Origin of the sequence: Lacrimispora sp. (assembly GCF_036758025.1) — a bacterium.
In the GTDB taxonomy this organism is placed as follows: Bacteria; Bacillota; Clostridia; order Lachnospirales; family Lachnospiraceae; genus Lacrimispora.
The window spans coordinates 1-22,223 of record NZ_DAIOXM010000013.1; the positions used below are offsets into that span (position 1 = coordinate 1).

Here is a 22,223-nt window from a genome sequence, read left to right on the forward strand (position 1 = left end):
GGGATCTGCTTTCAGATGAAACCTTTTTCCTGGTTCCAAATCCGGATACTACCATAACCTCTCCGGGAAACGGAGTCAACCAGCTTACCGTCACTGCCTATAACCAGTTTAACGACAGCATTCTTGCGGAGTCCAGCAGGGGATACACCAGAAACGGGCTGATAAAGCCCGACATTGCCGCTCCGGGCTATCAGATTCCCTGCGCTCTGCCAGGAAACCGGTACGGCACCTTAACCGGAACCGGAGCAGCAGCAGCCCATGCAGCCGGAGGCATTGCCATGATCCTGGAATGGGCCATTCCCAGGGGAAATTACACCTCTATGACAGGCTATGATGTCAGCAGCCTCATCATCCGGGGGGCAAGGCGGACCACTCCCATTGTTTATCCCAATAATATATGGGGATACGGACAGTTGGATATTAATAGCCTGTTCCAGAGGCTTACCAATATTTAACTGATTTTCTGCATAAGATGTACCATGACTTTATCAGGCAGAACAGACAGGAGGCTTCATTTTGAGCAAAATACTGGACAATAATTATTATGACCTGATTATCAGCAACGTTTCCATCCCCTCCTATGACACTGGTGACAATATCACACCCATGACAGAGCGCCATTCTCTCCTTCATGTACCCGGAACCGGTGCGGATCTGTGCGACCTGGGAGCCCGCCCCTATCACAACTTTCCCTCCCTCTATACCACGGAATCCACCATAAGCATTGAAAGTTCCGGCATTGGGACCGTCCAGCGAAATCCCTTTTTAAGCCTGTACGGAGCAGGAATTATGGTGGGCATTATTGACACGGGAGTGGACTACCGGCACCGGGCTTTCCAGACTTTGGGAGGGACCACCCGGATCTATTCCATATGGGACCAGGCGGATCAGAGCGGCACCATTCCTGAGGGCCTGACCTTTGGAAGCGAATATACGATGGAGATGATCAATGAAGCCCTGGCATCGGAGGCCCCCCTTTCCATTGTCCCCTCTATAGATACCAACGGGCACGGAACCGCCATGGCAAGCATTTTGGCAGGAAGCCCTGATCTGGAGCAGGGCTTTTCCGGCGTAGTTCCCCAGGCTCAGTTGGCTGTGGTTAAGCTGAAGGAAGCAAAGGAAAACTTAAAAAGTATTTTTTCCATACGAAATGATGCAGTCTGTTTTGCAGAGTCGGATATTGTTTTTGCAGTGAACTATCTGATGTCCGCAGCTGTACGGGCCGGCAAACCGCTGGTCATCTGCATTACCTTAGGAAGCAGCCAGGGAGGACATGACGGGCGGGGCTTTTTAAGCAGTTACTTAACCTACATTGTGCAGCTTCCCGGAATCGGTGTCACCGTATCCGCGGGAAATGAGGGAAACAAGGGGAGGCATTACTTTAACAATACCTCCGTTCCTCCTTTTTACAACAACTTTGAGCTGAGGATCGGGGAAAGTGACAAGCAGTTCTGGATGGAAATTTGGCCCTATGCGCCCGGAAGAATCTCCATCGACATTTCCACTCCAAACAGAGAGTCCACCCAGAGAGTTTTCCCCTCTATCAGTGAATGCCGAAGGTTCAGCTTTATTTTCACCCAAAGCGTGATCTGGGTCAATAACTTCGTATTTGAAGAGGAGACAGGGGACCAGCTCATCCTCATCCGGTTTGTCAATCCCATACCCGGAGTCTGGTATCTGCGGGCCCAGAGCCTGGAAGATGAGCCTATTTCCTTTCACTGCTGGCTGCCCAATGGGGATTTGATTTCAGATGAGACCTTTTTCTTAAATCCAAATCCGGACACCACCATAACCTCTCCCGGAAACGGCACCCAGCAGCTTACAGTCACCGCTTATAACCAGTTTAACAACAGCATTCTCCTGGAATCCAGCAGGGGGTACACGAGAAACGGCCTTGCAAAACCCGATGTGGCTGCTCCCGGGTATCAAATTCCCTGCGCAGTTTCCGGCCCGGGAAACCGTTACGGAACGGCAACAGGCACCGGAGCAGCTTCTGCTCATGCGGCAGGGGTTGTGGCCATGGTAATGGAATGGGCAGTTCCCAGAGGCAATTACCCTTCCATGACAGGCAATAATATTAACCGCCTCATCATAAGAGGGGCAAGGCGCAACCCCGAACAAACTTATCCCAATAATGTATGGGGATATGGGCAGTTGGATGTAAACAATCTCTTTGAACGGCTTGCGAACATATGAGAAAAATGCAAAATGCGTCTTGATGGCTCCCTGCCTGTCAAGACGCATTTCTTTATACGGTTATTTTTGTTATCTTAAATTACCCAGAAATTCTCATTGCACACAATTCTGCGGTAGGTTTCAAATTTGGACCACTTGTTGTAAAATGCGATCCTGCTCTCCTTTTCCACTGCTTTATATTCTTCCAAAAATTCCTTAAGCTCCTCTTCTGTCCCGATCTTTAAAGCAAATCCTCTTTCATCGAGAACAGGCAGACCGCCGTATTCATAAGAGTCAAGTTTTATGATATCCCGGACTTTACGGCTGCGGATTAAAATTGCAGCAGAGTCCTCAGGGGATATGATATCAAAATAGTCGGGATAATGAAAGCTGTCTCCTTCCACTGGAACCGGATCGCCTACATGGTAGGTGGTTTCCTTTGTCTTTTGCCTGGATAAAAAGGCATTTTCCAGGTTAAAGTAAAACTCTTCAAAAATATATCCTTTGGCCTTAATTCCATCCTTTTCAAAATAAGGCTTTTCTCCCTCTGTTTCCACCTGCTCCACAACGCCGCAGGCAGAGGTCATATGAGTGACCCGGTCAATGAGGATCAATTCTCCAAGGGTTTTATTTCTCTTAAACTCATCCACCACAATCTTTTCTGTAAATTCCAGATCGCAGAAAATAATCTCATTCTTTGTGATCTGGTCCGCTGCCAAATGGCTTCCGGAATTCACATCAACCTTATATTCCACCTGGCTGATGACGGCCGGTATCATTTTGGTTCCAAGTTTTACAAGATAATCTTTTCCCGCCTGCAATGGTTCGTCATCCATCCAGAGGATCGTTGCTTTTATATTCTTGGACACCGGAAGTTCTCCTGTATCGGAAAGGACACAGCCCCGGCTCACATCCACTTCCCGGTCAAGCTGAAGGGTGACGGCCTGGCCTGCACTGGCTTCCGGCCACTCCTTATCGCCCACCAGAATGCTTTTTATGGACGCGGTTTCATTGCTGGGAAGGGTAACCACCTTCTGCCCTACAACGGCTTTCCCGGACTCCACCTGCCCCTGAAAGCCCCGAAACTCATGACTTGGACGGCACACTCTCTGTACGGGCATATAAAAACCGGTGCCAATTTCTGTTTCGGAAACATCCACCTGCTCCAAATAAGTCAGTAAAGCTTCCCCCTGATACCAGGGAATATTCTCAGACTTCTTTGTCACATTATCGCCTTCCGTTGCACTGACGGGAATGATTTTTACGCTCTTAAGGGATAATTCTTCTGCCAAAGCCAGAATATCTCTTTCTATTTCCTGAAAACGCTCCTGGCTGTAATCAACCAGGTCCATCTTGTTGACCGCAAATACGAAATGGTTGATTCCCATTAAGGAACAGATTCTGGAATGGCGTCTGGTCTGAACCAGAACTCCCTGCTTCGCATCAATGAGAATGATTGCAAGCTGGGCAAAGGAAGCACCTACAGCCATATTTCTGGTATACTCTTCATGGCCCGGTGTATCGGCAACAATAAAGCTCCGGTTGTCTGTGGTAAAATAGCGGTAAGCCACGTCAATGGTGATTCCCTGTTCCCGTTCTGCCATAAGGCCGTCTAAAAGAAGGGAGTAGTCAATTTCTCCGCCTCTGGAGCCCACCTTACTGTCCAGAAGCAGGGCCTTTTCCTGATCTGCGTATAACAGCTTGGAGTCATACAAAATGTGTCCGATGAGCGTTGACTTTCCGTCATCCACGCTGCCGCAGGTGATAAACTTCAGCAATCCATTCATTAGAAATACCCCTCTCTTTTTCTCTTTTCCATACTGGCTGCACCGCCATCCTTATCAATGACCCGGCTGGTCCGTTCCGATTCCACGGAGCTTAAGGTTTCCTCAATGATTTCATCTAAGGTATCCGCCTCTGACAGCACGCCTCCGGAAAGGGGGTAACAGCCCAGAGTGCGAAAACGGACCTTTTTCAGCTGAGGAACCTCTCCCGGCTTTAACCTCATGCGGTCGTCATCCACCATGATGATGTCATTGTCCCGGTAAACCACGGGACGCTCTGCGGCAAAATATAAGGGGACAATGGGGATGTTCTCCTGCTTGATATACTGCCAGATGTCCTTTTCCGTCCAGTTGGAAATGGGAAATACCCGGATGCTCTCCCCCTTGTAAATCTCCGTATTATAAAGCTTCCACATTTCCGGCCTCTGGTTTTTAGGGTCCCAGGCATGGGAGGCATTGCGGAAGGAGAAAATCCGTTCCTTTGCCCGGCTCTTTTCCTCATCCCGCCTTCCGCCGCCAAATGCCGCCGTAAAGCCGTATTTGTTCAAGGCCTGTTTTAAAGCCTGGGTCTTCATAATATCGGTGTAAGCAGAGCCGTGGTCAAAGGGATTGATTCCTTTTTCCACTCCGTCTTCGTTTATGTACTCCAGAAGGTCAATGCCACGTTCTTTTGCCGTTCTGTCCCGGAATTCAATCATTTCTTTAAACTTCCAGGTGGTGTTTACATGAAGAAAGGGAAAGGGCGGTTTTTCCGGGTAAAATGCCTTTAATGCCAGGTGAAGCATAACAGAGCTGTCTTTTCCTATGGAATACAGCATCACCGGATTTTCACACTGGGCCGCAACCTCCCTGATAATATAAATGGCCTCTGCTTCAAGTTCATCAAGATGGGATAATTCACTCATAATAATCCTCCTAATACTTATTTGAATTTTTGCTGTTTACATCAATAACCATGACAGTACCGTCATTTTTTGTGATATTCCAGTGAAGAATATCCCCTTCATAAGAAACGTTCATGGTTCCGCCGTTTCCGCCGATATCGGCCCCTAAATAAAACTCAATGGCAGCAGCCCTGCATTCCTTAACGCAGGAGACGCAGCCCCAGCAGTCCCTGGGGTATTTCACAAAGGCTTTGCCGTCTCTTTCTTTTATCAGGCTTCCCGGACAGACGGATATGCACTGAAAACATCCCACACATTTGTTTTCGTCAATTCTGATGCTCATACTCTGCCCCTTTCACAATGCTTTTTAAACTCAGATGAAGTTCCCCATCTACAAGCCTTGAATTCACGTATCCGAAATATTTCTCACGAGGCTCCTGGTAATCCAGGTTTTCGTTAAAGGAATGCCATCTGGTTTCTTTTCTGTAAAGCAGATGAGCGATGACGGACCGGCATACTTCCAGCCGTTCTCTCAGTTCGTATACGAACATCAGCTCATGCATATGGCCGGCGTTCATATCCTCTGCCAGCTTTAACAGGCGGGTAATGTTCTCATCAGCCAGCCTCAGCTGATTTTCATTGAACTGATAATTGGTCGATATTCCTCCGGCATATTCATCCATGACTTTTTGCATGGCTTCTTCCAGGGCTTCCTGAGAAAACCTGGGTAGTGGATTGTTTAAAATAATTTCATATTCTTTTATCTTTTTCTCTGCATATAGGCTGACAGCTTCGGGGATTTTTCTTTCTCTCTCTTCTTTTTCCAGCTTTTTGATTATATCCAGGGCGGCGATCTCTCCCTCTGCAAGAGCTCCGGTCACGTATTTCTGAGGACATCCTCCAGCCACATCACCTGCTGCATACAGTCCCTTGATGGTGGTTTCCCGGTTAGTGTTAATCCAGTAGCCGCTGGCAGTGTGCCCGCCTACGATATAAGGCTCTGTTCCTGCGATTTCCACATCTTCCTCACCTGGATTTTTTCCGCTTTCGATCCATCTTAAGGTCTGGCTGGGGGCCATATTTAAGTAGGCTTTTAAAAGCTCTTCATTTTTTTCCCTGCTGATTCCTTTTGTTTGCAGGTAACAGGGCCCGTTGCCTAGCTGGTTTTCCTTTACGGTTCCGTAAACTCTCTCGCTTGTGGTAATTCCGTATTTTTCTTCGTAAACCTCTCCCCTGGAATTGATCTGCTTTGCCCCTACTCCCTGGGCAATAGTTCCGGTGGGGGCAATGGTATCTTTGCACCGCAGGGCAATGAAACGCATTTCAAAGGAGGTCATCTCCGCTCCTGCCCGGATTCCCATGGCATAGCCTGCTCCGGTATTAAAGGGAGGATACCACATCTTATGGCGGGAAAACCCGGGATTGTTGGGCTTATACAGTCCGGCAGCCCCTCCGGTGGAAACTAAAACTGCTCTGGCGTGGATCTCATAGGCTGTGTCTTCTGTCATGTGAAATCCTACTGCACCTTCCACCTGATTGTTATGAACCAGCAGATCGGTTATGTTCACATTATTTAAAACCGTCACATTCTTTGCAGTGTCAACAGCTTTTGCCAGAATTGGCTTGAAGTTTTCACCGTTGATCTTGATGTTCCGGTTTCCTCTTGCAACGTATCGGCCTTTTTCATCCTTTAATATCACCAGACCTAGCTTTTCCATCTCAGCGGTTACCTGGTTAAACCGCTCTGCCGCTGATAAAAGCAGGTCATGCCTGACGATTCCGCCTGCATCCTTTGCCGCATAGTTGGCATAATCCTGGGGAGTTCTTCCTTCCACGATATAGGCGTTAATGGCGTTGACACCTGCTGCAAGGCAGCCACTTCTTTTTATATTGGCCTTCTCAGCAATGACTACCTTTAAATCCGAATTCCTGCTGAGTGTCAGGGCTCCGTAGCAGCCTGCTGTTCCGCCGCCTATGATGAGTACATCTGCGGTGATGATCTCATGATTTATTTTTTTACTCATATCCAGTCCCCTGCTTTCAAAACCTGTTAATTTTGTGTATTGCTATTTTATCCCCATTAACATAGTTTGTCAATATGTTTATATGTTATTCGTCAAAAAGATATTTCATCACAAAAAAATAAGAGGCAATACCGGCCTCTTATTCATATTAAAATTTACAATCCCAATTCCTGATCCACAAAGATAATTTCACATTTCATGCCCATAGGAACGCGTTCAATAACAGAAATAATACGGCAGATCCTGTTAGGGCTGTTACAGTCATAACACTTATCCCCCTTGACCGCACAGGGGGTTTTTGCATTCAACCTTTTGGCATTTTGCGGAGCAGCCACATTTTTACATCGGAAATAAGCGTCACTGATATTAGATGTGATTTTATTTTTCCCCACAATATAATAACAGGTTTCAGGGCCAAATGAGGTCATGGCAACCCGGTTTCCTGTTCCGTCAATATTGACAATCTCCCCTGATTCCGTCACCGCATTGGCACTGGTTATGTAAATATCGGCACAATTAGCCAGGCGCCGCACCGCCATGCCCGGAACCTTGTTGTGCCATACCACCGCATTCTTTTGCTGTAATTCTTCAAACAGCCCCATTTCCTTAAGGGTTACGCTTCCTCCAAATCCGATGGTCTGGTGTTCCAGAGTATTTACAAGGTAATTACATGCTTCTTCTTTTGTGGAAAAAAGCTGTGTTGAAAATCCATGTTTTTCAAAATTCTGTCTTATTGTTGAATATTCCATTGCTTTCCCTCTATTCCGCATTGTTTTAAAAGAAATTATACTGCATAATCCAGATTTCTTCAATAATAAAGGGAATTATAAAAGACTTATTAATTAAAAACAGAATACAGAATCGACTCTGCCAAATAATACTGTGAAAAACAGGTACTTCATGATAAAATAAATGCTGAGAAGAACAGAAGGACGAAAAGGACAGACATATGCTGAATGAGTTAATTTCTAAATTACATCATCAGGGTGCTGATATTGTTAAAGTCATTGATATATCCATGCTTTCAGAAAACGAAAGGCGAGGCTATGATACTGCACTGCTAATAGGAATCGCTCTCAGCCAGGAATATATTTATCGTCTTGCAATCGAAAATCGAATCGATCATTCTGAATTTTCAAAGACAGAGAAGCAATCTGATCAACTGGCTGAATGGACAGCCGATTTTATCATTGCAAAAGGCTACAAGGCCTTGGCTCAGTCAGAAAATATTTTGCTCCAACGGGGAAATTATGATGAATCTATAAAAACAACTCCGCTTCCACATAAAAAAATTGCTTTGTTAGCAGGTTTGGGTTGGATTGGAAAGAACAATTTGTTGGTAACAGAACAATATGGCAGCGCATTATCCATATGTACCGTATTGACAAATCTGCCATTGCCTACTGAAAACAAGTCAATTCTCATGCCGAAATGCGGCAAGTGTACCATTTGTAAGGATATCTGTCCAGTAAAGGTTATTCACGGTAAAACATGGGGATTAAACGTCTGCCGGGATGAGATTGTTGATGTATATCACTGCAAAACCTGCCTCAAATGTTTATTCAATTGCCCATGGACACTGAATTATATAAAAACGCGTACTTTCTGATTCGAAAGGAAGGAGAATATCATGGCAAAAAATCTTACACCTAAATTAAAATCTCTCAAAGAAGAATTTGATTTTCTTCATAAAAAGATTGGTGAATTAGAATGGGAAATTGCCACAAAATATTATGGAAGAAAAGCTATTCTTGGGTCGGAAATCGAAGAATTAGAAGATCGGCTCGAAAACTACAGAGCTAATATGGAAATTTTAATGGGAAATATCAGAAAAGAAGTAACAATAGCTAACAAATCCAAATAGCATAACAACTTCCGATTTATGAAAATCATCGCCAACTTACAACAATAAAATATCCGCTACTCTTACAGCACCACTATCAAGCAGGAAACACATAAACGTTTTCCTGCTTTTTCTTTTGGCAAAGTCAGAAAGAAGAACCTATGCAGAAAAAGTTATTTTTAATTCTATAACCTTGACATACCTTGATGATCTATGTATAGTATATATTATACTTAGATTATCAAGGTATCCAAATAAAAATTATGAAGTAAGGAGGATATCCTATGGACAAACGCTACATGGCTCTCGGTACTTCCATGCTGGTACTGAAGCTTCTGAAACAGCAAAGCATGTATGGATATCAGATCATTCGTGAATTGGAACAGCAAAGCCATCATGTATTTCAGCTTCAGGAAGGCACGCTCTATCCCATCTTACATTCTCTGGAACAGCAAGGGGCTGTCACCAGTTACAAACAAACTGCGGACAACGGCCGTATCCGCAAATATTATGCAATTACTTCTCATGGACAAAAACTTCTGAAAGAAAAAACAGAAGAATGGAATACTTATCAGACTGCTATTAATCAGGTGATGGGAGGTGCTGTTCTTGAATAAAAACACATTTGACAATGCTGTTTCCAGCTTCCTTGATGAAGTAACTGACCAGATTTCCTACAAACCGCTCCGCCCTTCTATTCGCCAGGAGCTGGAATCTCATTTACAGGATCATGTGGAAGAGTATCAGTCCCAGGGGTTTTCTCCGGAAGATGCTGTCCGCCAAGCTATTTCCAGCATGGGGGATCCGGTCCTTATTGGAGCAGAACTGAATGAAGTCCACAGAATTCAGAAAGCCCCCTGGCTCTCCTTTATTACTGCCCTTCTGCTTCTGACAGGCTTTGGTCTGTCTGCTTTTATACAGTGGACACCGGAACAGGCAGCCAATGGATTTCTTTACTACATTCCCGGAGGAATCCTGCTTATAATGACAGTATTCAAGGGATATCCTCTTTTAATCCGGTACAGAAAAATTTTGACAGTCTCCATTTGCCTTTTATATCTGGCTCTGGCAGTAATCACAACAAGCCGTGTCATTATATACTGGTGTCCACCCCTTACTTATTTCGCCACACTGCTGCTTATCCCTGTCATTACCATACTGCTGTACTGTTCCCGGAAAAGCAAAAAGAAATTTATGGCAGCTGCCGTTGGAAGCGCAGGATCATGGTTGCTTTTCATGTATTCATCCCGCTTATTCCTCATTGATACTGCAATCATCATTTTTCTCCTGAGTGCAATAGGAACCCTGTGCTTCATGATTCACCGCAGGATCCTTCCTGGTAAAAAGAAATACCTTTATTCCGGTGCGCTGTCCCTTCTGGTCCTTCTCGGAAGCCCACTCTTTCTGACAGCTTCCGGCCGTGAAAACATCAAGGCTTTCCTATTTCCCCAGTCTGCCGTTTACAGGACCTTGGACGATACATACAACGGAATCCTGGTTCAGGAATTGCTTTCAAAGACCCCTCTGACCCACGGTCTGGAGCTCTCCGGACCGGAGATGATGGACTACGGTACCGGAGCCTGGTATTTTGCTTCCCGCGATCCGAAACAGATTGGCATAGATGTTACCCAACAGGATTTTCAGGAAAAGGTAGATGCCCTTTGGGACCAGGGATACCACCCCCGGTATATCCATTACCAGGAAGACCAGGTGACTCTTTGGGATATCCTGCCTCAGCATTACCACAATAATTATTTGATTGCTGTATGTATTTTTCTCTTTGGATGGCTTCCGGGGCTAGCTCTGCTAGGTGTTATTGGTCTGTTTTTTACGTTCCTTTTTTCATGCATCACACGGATACATGGGCATTTGGCATCAGCCCTTGCTTTTTCCTGCGGCCAGTGCCTGCTTTGGCAGGGAATCTTTTATCTGCTTGGAAACTTTGGATATCAGTATGCCTATTTTCCCAATATGCCCCTGGTTTCGGAAGGCAGGTTAAGCAGTCTTTGCAACATGCTGCTTCTTGGGCTGATTTTTTCAGCATACCGCTATGACTGTGTTACAGAAGAGCCTTTGAATTATGGGCCTGTGACATCTGATTAAACTGTTTTTATTCTGTTTGACCAGTCTTTCAGACATTCTTCAAGAATTGTTATAGAGCGAAAATGGACCGCCAATGACGAAAACGTCATGGCGGTCCATGGATTTAAAACAGAACATAGGTCAGAGCCCAATATCTAAACAACAATCAAATCATCTTCATGCATCATATACTCGATAAGCACATAGATCCCGGCCCAAAAAACAGCTTCATACGTTTCCGCACATTCAAAGTAAGCAGGTTTCAATGAAAGAAACGGAGTGATGCTCCCCAACTGGATATCGTTGCACGTGATTATGAAACTGTGGTTTCTTTTTCGCTGGATAATCCAAAGACCACCAGGCGTTTCCACGTCCAGTTTTTCAACCTGGGGAAGTTTTAACATAAAAGGAAGCTGTTTTTCAGATTCCCGTTTCTTCGTAAAAGAAAGGGTTGCGGTTACTATTGGAACAGCATCTTGATAGATGACATACTTCTTAGAATCAGCATAATTCCCACCCTGGCTATCTTTAGAAACGTTTACAATGCCTGTGGTAAAAATAACATTGCCTTGGGCATCACTAATCTTCTTAGCTCCGCCTATGAACGCCTGATTGCTGATTTTTGCCGCTGTTTGGCCGTTTTCATTTACCAGACTCCAGGAAAAACACCTTTTTCGTATCCGCAGTTTCATAAAGCTTTCCTCCCTTATGCCTTTCAAACCTTATTATAAGACCTATCTGGAGCATTCCCTGTAATGCTATTTCACCTCGTAAATACTATCAAATAACCCGCCATCTACAAAATGCTTTGCCATGGTTTCACTCCAACCGCCAAAGTGGCTGATATCTGTCAAATTAACATTGGTGATAATCCATTTACCATCAGCAGGAAGTTCTGTAATTGTGTTGCTGTCTGCCGCATATTTATAGCTGTTCAAAATTTCCTGATTGGACGGACGGTAGTAATTTTCTGCTTCAAGCTTCTGTGCTTCATCGGAATACAGGTAACCTAAATACTCTGCTGCAACCTCTCTTGTTCCCCGCTTATCTACAACCTCATCTACAATTGCAACTGTCGGCTGGCAAAGAATGGATACGGAGGGAACAACAATTTCATAGGAGCCGGGATCTTCCTTCAGGGACAGAAACGCCTCATTTTCCCATGCAAGAAGTACATCTCCCTGTCCGTTTTCCGTAAAGGTTGTTGTGGATCCTCTTGCGCCGGAATCCAGTACCAGCACATTGCCATACAGCTTCTTGATATTTTCAACAATCTGGTCTTCAGGCAAGCCCTGATTTTCAAAGTAATACCATGCTGCAAGATAGTTCCATCTTGCTCCGCCTGAAGTTTTCGGGTTTGGAGTAATGACTCCGACTCCCTGCTCCAACAGATCATCCCAGTCCTGAATGTTCTTTGGATTTCCTTTTCTGACCAGAAAAACAATTGTCGATGTATAGGGTGAACTATCCAACTCAAACTCGCTGGTATAACCGGTTTCAATTAATCCTGCATCTGCAATAGCATCTATATCGCCTTCAAGGGCTAAGGTGACCACATCTGCTGCAAGTCCGTTGGCAACCTCAAGGGCCTGTTTACCGGACCCCCCATGAGACTGAACAATATCCACTTCCTGCCCTGTCTTATCTTTCCAGTAAGATGCAAACAGCTCATTATAGGAGACATACAGTTCTCTGGTCGGGTCATAAGATACATTGGTAATCTCAACCGCCTCCTGTTTATTCTCCGCCGCTGTACTGCTTCCTGCTGCAGTTGTTGTGTCCACTGGGGTATTTTTCGTTCCTCCGCATCCTGCAAGGCTGAAACTCAATGCTCCAATCAATAAAGCTGGCACCAAACTTTTTTTCATAAATTTCTCCTTCTTTCTGCGCATTGCGCTGATATTAAATAACTACTGATTCCTCTGCCTCAATGTTGGCATTCCAGACAGGCCGGACAAGACCAGCATCTTCATATGTAAATGCACGGAAGACACAGACATTCACTTTTTCTCCTTTCTCCACCGGAACCGCTTCGATCTGCCGCGTTCCCTTCAGTACATTACCATTGACTCTCACTGTCAGTTCGATTTCTTTTCCTCTGAATAATATCCTTTCAATGATACCCCCCTCCACGGAAGAACTGTACTTCACAGGTTCCGAAAGTTTCGTAACTGCCACATTTTCCGGACGAAGGATTGCATGAGTGGAGTCTGCCAGTTGTTTAAATCCCTTCAGTTGATTGATCTGTCCAATTTTCGTTGGCTGCCCCATAAACTCAGCGGCAAAAGCTGTTCTTGGATTCCGGTATATTTCCTGGGGTGAACCGATCTGCTCCACCCTTCCCATATTTGTTATAATGATTTCATCTGCCACCTCAATGGCCTCTTCCTGATCATGGGTAACAAAAATGCTGGTTATCCCCACCTTATCAATCATCTCACGAAGCCAGCTCCGTAACTCCTGTCTTACCTTGGCATCAATGGCTGCAAAAGGTTCATCAAGGAGCAAAACAGCCGGATTGGGAGCAAGGGCTCTTGCAAATGCAACCCTTTGGCGCTGTCCGCCTGACAATTGATTGGGATATCTTTTTTCTAACCCCTTTAAACCAACTAATTCTATTAATTCTTCTACCCTGGCCTTAATTTTTTCCTTTTCCCATTTGTTCACCTTAAGTCCGAAGGCAATGTTGTCATACACGGTCTTATAGCGAAACAGGGCATAATTTTGGAACACAAATCCAATTCCCCGCTTACTTGCCTCCACATCGTTGACCAGTTTTCCTCCAATGTAAATGTCTCCGGAATCCGCAGTTTCAAGACCTGCGATCATCCGCAGGATGGTGGTTTTTCCGCTTCCGCTTGGGCCTAAAAGTGCTACTAATCTGCCTTTTTTTATGTCAAAACTAACATCATCGGAAGCTTTGTATTCTCCGAAAAACTTGTTAATATTTCTTAGTTTTATATAATTTTCATTCTGGTTTTCCATTTTCAATACTTCCCTTTCCTTTATCTTCCAATATACTGCGCAAAATCAAAATAACAACGGACATAAACACGAGAATGGCTGATACCGCAAATGCCCCTGTAAAATCATAGCCTTGATAAAGCAGTTCGATATATAAAGGCATGGTGTTTGTTTTGCCTCTAAGGTGTCCGGATAAAACAGATACAGCTCCAAACTCTCCCATGGCTCTTGCTGCGCAGAGAACAATTCCGTACAGTAATGCCCATTTAATATGAGGCAGTGTAATTCCAAAGAAAATGGTAAAGCCATTTGCTCCCATCAAAGCTGCCGCTTCTTCTTCATCCGTACCGATTGAATTCAGGACCGGAATAATTTCTCTGGAAACAAAGGGAAATGTGACAAAAATGGTTGCCAGTACAATCCCCGGAACGGCAAATATAATTGCAATATCGGCCTTCTGCAGAATTGGATATAATATGCTCTGCCGCCCAAATGTCAGGACATAGATCAAGCCAGCAATAATCGGAGATACCGTAAGCGGAAGGTCAATTAATGTGGAAAGTACTTTTTTTCCATGAAACTGGAACCGTGTAATACACCATGATGCAAACAGTCCGAATATTACATTAATACCCAGAGTGATCAGCGTTACTCTGACAGTCAATCCGATTGCTTTAAGGGCATATTTGTCTTTTACCGTATTGCTGAATGCCGGTATTCCTGCACTAAATGCCGTTGTCATTACGTAAATCAGCGGCAGGATCAGCATTGTCACAAGAAATACGGCACTGATTCCAATAAAGAACCATTTGACTGGTCCACTGTTTTTTCTAATTTCCATGATTGCTTCTCCTTACCTTATGAAATACCACTGATAATTTTTGATGTTCTGCTCTGCAATACTGCATTCACAAACAGAATGACAAAGGCTACAAGCAACATGACAAGGGCAATTGATGTAGCACTGGCATAATCATATTCCTGTAATTCCGACATGATCATAAGCGGTGCGATTTCAGTCTTATAGGGCTGATTTCCTGCAATGAATACAACACTGCCGTATTCCCCTAAGCCTCTTGCAAAAGATAAGGTAAAGCCGCCAATCAGCGCCGGGAGAATTTCCGGAAAAATCACCTGCATCATGGTCTGCCTTGGATTGGCCCCTAAAATGTTAGCAGCCTCCTCATACTGGATATCAATCTTCTCCAGCACCGGCTGCACCGCTCTTACAACAAATGGAATACCAATAAACACCAGAGCTACGGTTATCCCGATTCTTGTATATGCGATTTTAATGCCAAATTGATCAAAAAAGCTTCCAATCCATCCGTTGGCCGTCGTTAAGTGAGTAAGGGAAATACCTGCTACTGCTGTCGGCAGAGCAAATGGAAGTTCGATAATTCCATTCATTATCTTTTTGCCCGGGAACTCATAGCGTACCAGTACCCACGCCATGATCATTCCCATAACCGCATCAATCACTGCTGCAATAAAAGCTGTCTTAAAACTCACATAATAGCTGGACAAAACCCTTGGTCTTGTAATTACTTGAACAAACTCCTTAAAAGATAAATTTGCAGAAAAAACCACCAGAGAGCAAAGCGGAATCAATACGATAAATCCCAGCATAGTAACTGTAATTCCAAGTGATATTCCAAACCCCGGTATTACCCTTTTCTTCTTTCTTTTCTTTGTTGCATTTTTCATTTCACAAGCTCCTCAATGTTATACTTTTTCCACACTAAATACCATAATCCCTGGTTTATGCTTTTTTACTGACGCGAACACCGGTACTTCCCATCACATAGCCGCCAAGACCAGCCCAACGATTCACCTTACATCCATTCATGCTGATGAGCAGAGCTCCGTTTACAAATCCTTTAAAGCCACAAAGCTTATGATATTTTTCATACTCCTTACCTCCAAGTGATTGTTTTGATATCTGGCATTGTAATACCCATTTACATATTTGTAAAGTATGTTATTGTTTTTTCTAACGGTATATGGTAGAATTCATTTATATATCTCAAGTGATATATATTTTTTTCATTATATATCATATATATCCAATATGTTTATATGTATCTTCTCAGGAGGTTTCTATGTCCATTAAATCATTGATTATTTTCGTTACTGTATACAAAGAGGAAAGTGTCACTGCCGCTGCCAAAAAGCTGAAATTGAGCCAGCCTGCTGTCAGTGCAGCTATTAAGGAGCTGGAGAACCGGTACCATGTGAGGCTGTTTGAACGCATGGGACGGGGCATACAAAAGACAAATGAAGCCCATCATTTATATGAATATGCCTCCCACATAACAGCCCTTTATCAGGAAATGGACAGCGACTTCAAAAAGCAGAAGCGGCCTTCCCCCCTGCGGATCGGCTCCAGCATCAGCATAGGAACCTGCCTGATGCCCGGATACATAAAAAAATACATGGAAACCTTTCATGCTCCCATGCCCTATATAAAGATCGACAGTTCAGATATCATTGAAAAAATGCTGCTGGAAAACAATCTGGATCTGGCCTTAATTGAAGGCTCCATCCATTCGGATAAGATTATGGCAGAACCTTTCACTAAGGACCGGCTGGTTCTGGTGTGCAGCCCCCTGCATCCTCTGGCCTCCAAAGGAATGGTGACCCTTGAGGATTTAAGAGAGGAACCCTTTCTCCTGCGGGAAAAAAACAGCGGAACCAGAGAGCTGGCGGAATCCACCCTCATGGTACGGGACTTCGTCTTAAAGCCGGTACTGGAAAGCACCAGCACCACGGCCATTATCAATGGGGTTATGGCTAACCTGGGAATCTCCATTCTTCCGGAACGAATGCTGACAGAACCCATTGGGAAAGGCAGTCTGATTCCTTTAAAAATCAAAGGAATCGAATTCAAACGGGAATACAGCATTATCTATCACCAGAACAAATACTTAAATCCCGATATTATCAATTTTATTGAATTAATAAAATAAGACTGAATTAACATAAAATCGAGCGCCAAAAGTCTTTCTCCTGCTTTTGGCGCTCGATTTTATGTTATGATTTTTATTTCATTTCTGCTTACATTTTTGTCCTTGTCAATATGAAATGCATTAAGAACCGGATGTTCCTCCTCCATCAGCGACAGAATCAGATATTCGCCGGCGGAATCATAAGCAAGCCGTTTATCTTCCTCTGACGGCCTGGAAGGGGTCTCCGGATGGGAGTGGAAATTGCCCAGCAGCTCCAGCCCATTTTTACGGACATCCTTTACCGCAGCAAGCTGCTCTCTCGGGTCCATGGTAAAATGCTCCCTGCTCTCATCCACATTAGTGAGAAGATACACCTTCTCAACGGTCTTGGTATCTCCCTCAACCCGGCCTGCAATCAGACCGCAGGCCTCATTGGGAAGCCCATCCTGGCAGTGCTTTAACATTTTTTCATAATCTTCTTTTTTCAGTATCAGCATATGGCCCCCATTTCTACAGCTTCAGCTCACATTCTGCCTGCTCATAATCAATAAGCTCTGTGATATCCGGATTTTCCCCGCACACGGCGCAGTGCTGATCTGCCGGAAGCTTTACGGTCCGGAACTGCATTTTCAAAGCATCATAAGTCAGCAGCCTCCCGGTCAGCAGGTCACCTTTTCCGATAATATATTTCACAGCTTCCATAGCCTGAAGGCTTCCAATGACCCCACCCATGGCTCCGATCACCCCTGCCTGCTTACAGGTGGGAACCGCATCCTTTGGCGGCGGATTCTTAAATACACAGCGGTAACATGGGCCTTCTCCAGGCACATAAGTCATAAGCTGCCCTTGAAACCGGATAATTCCCGCATGAGAAAAAGGCTTTTTTGCCATGACACAGGCGTCATTAATCAGAAACTTGGCTGGAAAATTATCAGTTCCATCAATAATAAAGTCATAGTCCTTTATTAAATCCATGATATTTTCAGAGGTAACAAAGGTTCGGTATGTATGAACCGTAACCTCCGGATTAATGGCCTCCATGGTTTCTGCGGCAGACTTCACTTTTGCTTTTCCAATGTCTGCGGTGGTGTGGATGACCTGGCGCTGAAGGTTTGATAAATCCACCTCATCAGCGTCAGCAATGCCGATAGTCCCCACACCTGCTGCCGCCAGATACATGGCTGCCGGAGCTCCAAGGCCCCCGGCTCCGATGATCAGCACCTTTGATTCCAAAAGCCTTTTCTGCCCTTTCACTCCCACTTCCTTTAAAATGATATGGCGGGAGTACCGCTCCAGTTGTTCGTTGGTAAATGCCATTAAAAAGCTCCTCCTCCCATGAAATATAAAAATTCCACTTCATCACCGCTTTTTAAGACCGTTAATTCAAACCGTGCTCTTTCCAGAAAATCATCATTTAAAGTAACAGTCACATATTCCGGATTCTCCACATCCTCCAAAACGATTAAATCCGCAATTGTAATTCCCTCTTCAAATTCCTTTTTATTTCCTGCTACTGTAATATTCATCTCAAATTCTCCCTTTCACTCAATCAATCCTCAACCTTTTGAACCACCAGTGTATAAGTATCATCCTCATTGGGGGACAGCTTTAAAATCTTATGTCCCTCTTCCTTTATGCTTCTGGGAACATTCTGAACCGCTTCCCCGTCATTTAAGCGGATGGAAAGAATCTGTCCTTCCTCCAGCTCCTCCAGTGCAACCTTGGCTTTTACAAAGGTCACCGGACAAACCACATCCGTAATATCCACAGTGTCATGGATCTCATAGTCAGCCATAATATGCCTCCTCCATTTTCTTAATAAATTCCTCTTCTCCTATCCGGTCTATTGTAAATTTAAACCGTTCCCCGGATTTTCCGTGTTCATCAAAGAATCCGATGGCAGCATCTGTCACCCGGAAAAGCTGTTCCTCTGAAGTCACAAGAGGAAGAGGGGAAAATCCCTTGCTGATGTGATTGCCGAAAAGCCCTCCAAAGGAGATAATATAGCCAGGCTTCGTATCCCATGCATCAGTAGGACATGACTTGGCGCATCTTCCGCAGTCATTGCACTTGTCATAGTCCACAGCAACAATCTTATCTTTGATGGTAATGGCCTTTTCCCGGCACACCTTTTCACAGACTCCGCAGAAAATACACTTCTCCGGAATCCATTCCACATGAAGGGCGCCTTTGATTCCTACGTCATTTTCCTCTGCTTTAAGACAGTTGTTCTGGCAGCCTGTAACGCCGAACTTAAATTTGTGAGGAAGCTCCCTGCCAAAATACTTTTCATTCAGCTTTACTGCGATGTCATATGTATCCACATTTCCGCTGGGGCAGACCTGATCTCCCTGGCAGGCAGTTATGGTTCTGACTCTGGGGCCGCAGATACCGGGCCGGCATCCGCCCTCTGCCAAATCTGCCTGCACTGCCTCCACATCATCCAGTTTAATAAAAGGAATCTCAACGCTCTGGCGTGATGTCAGGTGGACGTGCCCGTCTCCGTATTTTTCCGCTGCTTCTGCAATGGCTTTCAGATTCTCAGCGGTCAAATGCCCGCCTACTACCTGAATTCTCAAAGAAAAGTTGTTCTTCTGTTTCTGTCGCATAAATCCGCCCTTTTTTAAGGTGCTGTAATCCACTTTAGCCATATATCATTCTCCCTCTACCGCCTGCTTAAAATCGGCTTTTAAATCTTCAATATCTTCAATACCTACGCTGATCCTGATCAGATCATCAAACACTCCTGATGCAGCCTTTTCCTGAGGCGTACAGAAAAGGCTGATGGTGGAAGCCGGATGAATGACCAGGGTTTTGGTGTCTCCTACATTTGATACCAGAACAGGAATCGTCAGCCGGTTCATGATCCGGAAGGCCCGTTCCCTGGAACCTGCCCTCAGGGTGATAATGCCTCCGTATCCGTGGCTGAACTGTTTTTCTGCCAGATGGTAATAAGGACTTTGGGGCAGTCCTGGATAATTAACTTCAATTTCCGGATCAAGCTGCTGTAAATAAAGGGCCAGATCCAGAGCATTTTTGCAGTGCCGCTCCATTCTAAGACCCAGGGTTTCAAGTCCCAGACAGTTAAGAAAAGCGTTCTGAGGAGAAAGACAGGCTCCCATGTTGCGGAACAGCCCCTTTCTCAGCTTTGCAATATAGGCCATCTTTCCAAACTTAATGTAATCCGCCAGCCCCGGATACATTTCCTTTGTCCACTGGTAGGTTCCGCCGTCTGTCAGAATTCCACTGATGGCGTCGCTGTTTCCGTTTATGTATTTGGATGAGGAGTTGACTACAATATCTGCTCCCAGACCAAGAACTTTCACAAGGTAAGGGGTTGCCGTGGTGTTATCCATGATCAGAGGCAGATTGTGACTATGGACCATATGAGCCAGGGCCGAAATATCCGTCACATCCAACTTGGGATTTCCGATGGTTTCTGCAAAGACCAGGCGGGTCCGCTCATTGATCTGCTCCTCAAAAGCCTCAGGAGAATTCTCCCTGGCATACCGGGTTTTGATTCCAAAGGCTTCAAAATCCCGGAACAGGTCAATGGTTCCTCCATATAGGCCAGGGGCTGCAACGATTTCATCTCCGGCCTGCAGTATATTTAAGAAAGCATTGGATAAGGCCGCCATACCGGAAGCACATGCCACACTTCCGATTCCCCCTTCCAGCATCGTCACCTTCTTTTCAAAGGCCTCAATGGTGGGATTGTTAATTCTTGTATAGGAATAACCAAATGCCTTATTCTCAAAAATCCGTTCCAGCTCCTCTGCGCTATCATGACTGAATGCGCTGGACTGGTAAATAGGAACCAGGGTAGCACCGGTAGACGGGTCTTTGCCTCCTGCTTCATGTAAAAGAGCTGTATTAAAACCAAAACTTTCCATCTCTGTCTCCCATCCTTTGTCTTATGACTTATTATCTATTTACTTTTTTGCATATCCCTATATTACTTTTATTAACATACTTTGTCAATATGTTTATATGTATCAGATGAAAAAATTATAAAATAAAAATGACCCAAACCGGCTGTGGCTGACGGACAGCCAGGTTTGGATCATTTTATAAAGTTAAATAATTAGTATGTAAATAACTGTACCCAGTACTGAGTTCCTGAACCGTTCTGAACGTTTCCTACTCCAATGTGGGTGTAGCTTTTATTCATGATATTTGCCCGGTGTCCTGGGCTGTTCATCCATGCATTCATTACTTCCTTAGGAGTCTGCTGTCCCCATGCGATGTTTTCTCCTGCTCCCCTAAAGTCTGCTCCCTGCTCCTTTAAAGCGCTTGAGAAAGAACTGCCGTTAGGGCGGGTGTGGTCGAACTTGGACTGGATTTCTCTGGCTCTTACGTCTGCTGCCTTCTCCACGTTAGGATCAATGGTAAGAGGCGCCAGGCCTTCTTTGGCTCTTTCTGCATTTACGAGATCAACAACCTGCTGTGTGTAGGTTTTATTCTCTGTAGTGTCACTGTTTCCTGAGCCGTTGTTGCCTCCGGAACCGTTATCTCCTGAACCGTTATTGCTTCCGGAACCATTATTTCCTGAGCCGTCGTTGCTTCCGGAACCATTATTTCCTGAGCCGTCGTTGCTTCCGGAACCGTTATTTCCTGAACCGTTGTTTCCTGAACCATTATTTCCTGAACCGTTGTTTCCTGAACCATTATTTCCTGAACCGTTATTTCCTGAACCGTTGTTGCTTCCTGAACCATTATTTCCTGAGCCGTTATTGCTTCCGGAACCGTTATTCCCTGAACCGTTGTTGCAATCAGAACCATTCTTGTTTCCATTATACTTTGGGAAATTAGATTTGGTGGAATTTCCATTTCCCAGCAGGTCTGCATATTTTTCATCAATACCAAACTGCTTCAGCTTTGCTTTTAAATCCTCAACATTGCTTCCGTTAATTGTTACAATACTATTTCTTCCCGTGTTGCATTGACCAAAGTACTTAGTCACCGCCGCATTGGCTGTAAGCGGTATCATGCTTGTTAAAGTAAGTGTGATCATTCCGAGTGCTGTTAATTTTTTCAATTCTTTCGTCTCCTTTACTTTATTACAAATATGTTACATTTCTGTTACAAGACATATCATAGCACTCTTTTTTCCATTTTTCCAGTGGAAAAAGGTGGAAATTTGTCACAAAAATTTTTTTACCTCTTCCGCATCACTGGGAGACAGTTTTTCCCCGCCTGTAAAAGCAGCCACAAACTCGCCGATAGAATTATGAAAGTCTTCTTCAATCAAACGTTTTACACACATTTGCTTATATTCCTCTTTGGTACATGCAGGAGCATATAAATAAGCCCGCATACTTCTTTTATTAGCCATAATCAACCCTGACTCCTGGAACTTGGCCAGATATGTGCCCACTGTCTGCTTTTTCCATTCCTTATCTAATTTCAGATTGATTAAGTCCATAATCTCTTTAAATGTGGCCGGCTCATCCAATTCCCAAAAAATATCCATGACCGCCTCTTCCGTCTTTGTCAGATCATAAAACCTATGCACAGCA

Annotated in this window: 25 protein-coding genes; 7 read left to right on the plus strand and 18 right to left on the minus strand. The window is 44.5% G+C overall.

The window, feature by feature from the left end:
* Both V7M78_RS12080 and V7M78_RS12085 read left to right on the plus strand, forming a co-directional pair.
* Window positions 1-455, plus strand: a 455-nt coding sequence (locus V7M78_RS12080; RefSeq protein ID WP_333649824.1) for a S8 family serine peptidase, incomplete at its 5' end; no start/stop codon positions are given.
* Window positions 456-516: 61 nt separating this feature from the next.
* Entirely contained in the window at window positions 517-2,196 is a 1,680-nt protein-coding gene (locus tag V7M78_RS12085) for a S8 family peptidase (RefSeq protein ID WP_333649826.1), read from the plus strand.
* 74 nt (window positions 2,197-2,270) lie between these two features.
* On the opposite strand, the gene V7M78_RS12090 is transcribed toward V7M78_RS12085, so the two are convergent.
* From V7M78_RS12090 to V7M78_RS12110, 5 genes are all read right to left on the minus strand, one after another.
* Complete coding sequence (locus V7M78_RS12090; protein WP_333649828.1) at window positions 2,271-3,962, minus strand: sulfate adenylyltransferase subunit 1; 1,692 nt, start codon at window positions 3,960-3,962, stop codon at window positions 2,271-2,273.
* The gene (gene cysD, locus V7M78_RS12095; protein WP_333649830.1) at window positions 3,962-4,864 is read right to left on the minus strand and encodes a sulfate adenylyltransferase subunit CysD; all 903 of its coding nucleotides are present in this window, start codon (window positions 4,862-4,864) and stop codon (window positions 3,962-3,964) included. Before cysD ends, V7M78_RS12090 begins: the two co-directional genes overlap by 1 nt.
* A 10-nt stretch (window positions 4,865-4,874) precedes the next feature.
* Complete coding sequence (locus V7M78_RS12100; RefSeq protein WP_333649832.1) at window positions 4,875-5,186, minus strand: 4Fe-4S dicluster domain-containing protein; 312 nt, start codon at window positions 5,184-5,186, stop codon at window positions 4,875-4,877.
* On the minus strand, window positions 5,170-6,867 hold the full coding sequence (locus V7M78_RS12105; RefSeq protein WP_333649834.1) for an adenylyl-sulfate reductase subunit alpha: 1,698 nt from the start codon (window positions 6,865-6,867) through the stop codon (window positions 5,170-5,172). Before V7M78_RS12105 ends, V7M78_RS12100 begins: the two co-directional genes overlap by 17 nt.
* 155 nt (window positions 6,868-7,022) lie before the next feature.
* The gene (locus tag V7M78_RS12110; RefSeq protein WP_333649836.1) at window positions 7,023-7,616 is read right to left on the minus strand and encodes a lactate utilization protein; all 594 of its coding nucleotides are present in this window, start codon (window positions 7,614-7,616) and stop codon (window positions 7,023-7,025) included.
* Between the two features lie 200 nt (window positions 7,617-7,816).
* On the opposite strand from V7M78_RS12110, the gene V7M78_RS12115 reads away from it, so the two are divergent.
* The 4 genes from V7M78_RS12115 (at window position 7,817) to V7M78_RS12130 (ending at window position 10,813) form a co-directional block, all read left to right on the plus strand.
* On the plus strand, window positions 7,817-8,476 hold the full coding sequence (locus V7M78_RS12115; protein ID WP_333649838.1) for a 4Fe-4S dicluster domain-containing protein: 660 nt from the start codon (window positions 7,817-7,819) through the stop codon (window positions 8,474-8,476).
* A 21-nt stretch (window positions 8,477-8,497) separates the two neighbouring features.
* Window positions 8,498-8,731 (plus strand): hypothetical protein, encoded by a 234-nt coding sequence (locus V7M78_RS12120; protein ID WP_333649840.1) that lies wholly within the window; start codon window positions 8,498-8,500, stop codon window positions 8,729-8,731.
* A 263-nt stretch (window positions 8,732-8,994) separates the two neighbouring features.
* On the plus strand, window positions 8,995-9,327 hold the full coding sequence (locus V7M78_RS12125; protein WP_333649842.1) for a PadR family transcriptional regulator: 333 nt from the start codon (window positions 8,995-8,997) through the stop codon (window positions 9,325-9,327).
* On the plus strand, window positions 9,320-10,813 hold the full coding sequence (locus V7M78_RS12130; protein WP_333649844.1) for a permease prefix domain 1-containing protein: 1,494 nt from the start codon (window positions 9,320-9,322) through the stop codon (window positions 10,811-10,813). Before V7M78_RS12125 ends, V7M78_RS12130 begins: the two co-directional genes overlap by 8 nt.
* A 134-nt stretch (window positions 10,814-10,947) precedes the next feature.
* On the opposite strand, the gene V7M78_RS12135 is transcribed toward V7M78_RS12130, so the two are convergent.
* The 5 genes from V7M78_RS12135 to cysT form a co-directional block, all read right to left on the minus strand.
* On the minus strand, window positions 10,948-11,484 hold the full coding sequence (locus V7M78_RS12135) for a hypothetical protein (RefSeq protein ID WP_333649846.1): 537 nt from the start codon (window positions 11,482-11,484) through the stop codon (window positions 10,948-10,950).
* A gap of 66 nt (window positions 11,485-11,550) precedes the next feature.
* A complete protein-coding gene (locus V7M78_RS12140) occupies window positions 11,551-12,660 on the minus strand; it encodes a sulfate ABC transporter substrate-binding protein (RefSeq protein WP_333649847.1) in 1,110 nt (369 codons plus the stop codon).
* 34 nt (window positions 12,661-12,694) lie between these two features.
* Window positions 12,695-13,777, minus strand: coding sequence for a sulfate/molybdate ABC transporter ATP-binding protein (locus tag V7M78_RS12145; RefSeq protein WP_333649849.1), 1,083 nt, complete (start codon window positions 13,775-13,777; stop codon window positions 12,695-12,697).
* Window positions 13,761-14,597 carry a sulfate ABC transporter permease subunit CysW gene (cysW, locus tag V7M78_RS12150; RefSeq protein WP_333649851.1) on the minus strand — a complete coding sequence of 279 codons (837 nt, stop codon included), beginning with the start codon at window positions 14,595-14,597 and terminating at the stop codon, window positions 13,761-13,763. Before cysW ends, V7M78_RS12145 begins: the two co-directional genes overlap by 17 nt.
* Before the next feature lie 17 nt (window positions 14,598-14,614).
* Complete coding sequence (gene cysT, locus V7M78_RS12155) at window positions 14,615-15,463, minus strand: sulfate ABC transporter permease subunit CysT (protein WP_333649853.1); 849 nt, start codon at window positions 15,461-15,463, stop codon at window positions 14,615-14,617.
* A 395-nt stretch (window positions 15,464-15,858) separates the two neighbouring features.
* Here cysT and V7M78_RS12160 point away from each other — a divergent pair, with 395 nt between their 5' ends.
* Window positions 15,859-16,725: a LysR family transcriptional regulator gene (locus V7M78_RS12160; protein ID WP_333649855.1), complete on the plus strand. Its 867-nt coding sequence runs from the start codon at window positions 15,859-15,861 to the stop codon at window positions 16,723-16,725.
* A gap of 59 nt (window positions 16,726-16,784) precedes the next feature.
* On the opposite strand, the gene V7M78_RS12165 is transcribed toward V7M78_RS12160, so the two are convergent.
* From V7M78_RS12165 to V7M78_RS12200, 8 genes are all read right to left on the minus strand, one after another.
* Window positions 16,785-17,201 (minus strand): M67 family metallopeptidase, encoded by a 417-nt coding sequence (locus tag V7M78_RS12165; protein ID WP_333649857.1) that lies wholly within the window; start codon window positions 17,199-17,201, stop codon window positions 16,785-16,787.
* 13 nt (window positions 17,202-17,214) lie between these two features.
* A complete protein-coding gene (gene thiF / locus V7M78_RS12170) occupies window positions 17,215-18,021 on the minus strand; it encodes a thiazole biosynthesis adenylyltransferase ThiF (RefSeq protein WP_333649859.1) in 807 nt (268 codons plus the stop codon).
* On the minus strand, window positions 18,021-18,230 hold the full coding sequence (gene thiS / locus V7M78_RS12175; RefSeq protein WP_333649861.1) for a sulfur carrier protein ThiS: 210 nt from the start codon (window positions 18,228-18,230) through the stop codon (window positions 18,021-18,023). Before thiS ends, thiF begins: the two co-directional genes overlap by 1 nt.
* Window positions 18,231-18,253: 23 nt before the next feature.
* Window positions 18,254-18,499 carry a sulfurtransferase TusA family protein gene (locus V7M78_RS12180; protein WP_333649863.1) on the minus strand — a complete coding sequence of 82 codons (246 nt, stop codon included), beginning with the start codon at window positions 18,497-18,499 and terminating at the stop codon, window positions 18,254-18,256.
* A complete protein-coding gene (locus V7M78_RS12185; RefSeq protein WP_333649865.1) occupies window positions 18,492-19,355 on the minus strand; it encodes a 4Fe-4S binding protein in 864 nt (287 codons plus the stop codon). The genes V7M78_RS12180 and V7M78_RS12185 overlap by 8 nt, the downstream gene beginning before the upstream one ends.
* Before the next feature lie 3 nt (window positions 19,356-19,358).
* A complete protein-coding gene (locus V7M78_RS12190) occupies window positions 19,359-20,597 on the minus strand; it encodes an O-acetylhomoserine aminocarboxypropyltransferase/cysteine synthase family protein (protein WP_333649867.1) in 1,239 nt (412 codons plus the stop codon).
* A gap of 191 nt (window positions 20,598-20,788) precedes the next feature.
* Window positions 20,789-21,742 (minus strand): CAP domain-containing protein, encoded by a 954-nt coding sequence (locus V7M78_RS12195; RefSeq protein WP_333649869.1) that lies wholly within the window; start codon window positions 21,740-21,742, stop codon window positions 20,789-20,791.
* 105 nt (window positions 21,743-21,847) lie between these two features.
* Window positions 21,848-22,219, minus strand: coding sequence for a BlaI/MecI/CopY family transcriptional regulator (locus V7M78_RS12200; RefSeq protein ID WP_333649871.1), 372 nt, complete (start codon window positions 22,217-22,219; stop codon window positions 21,848-21,850).
* Between the last annotated feature and the right edge of the window lie 4 nt (window positions 22,220-22,223).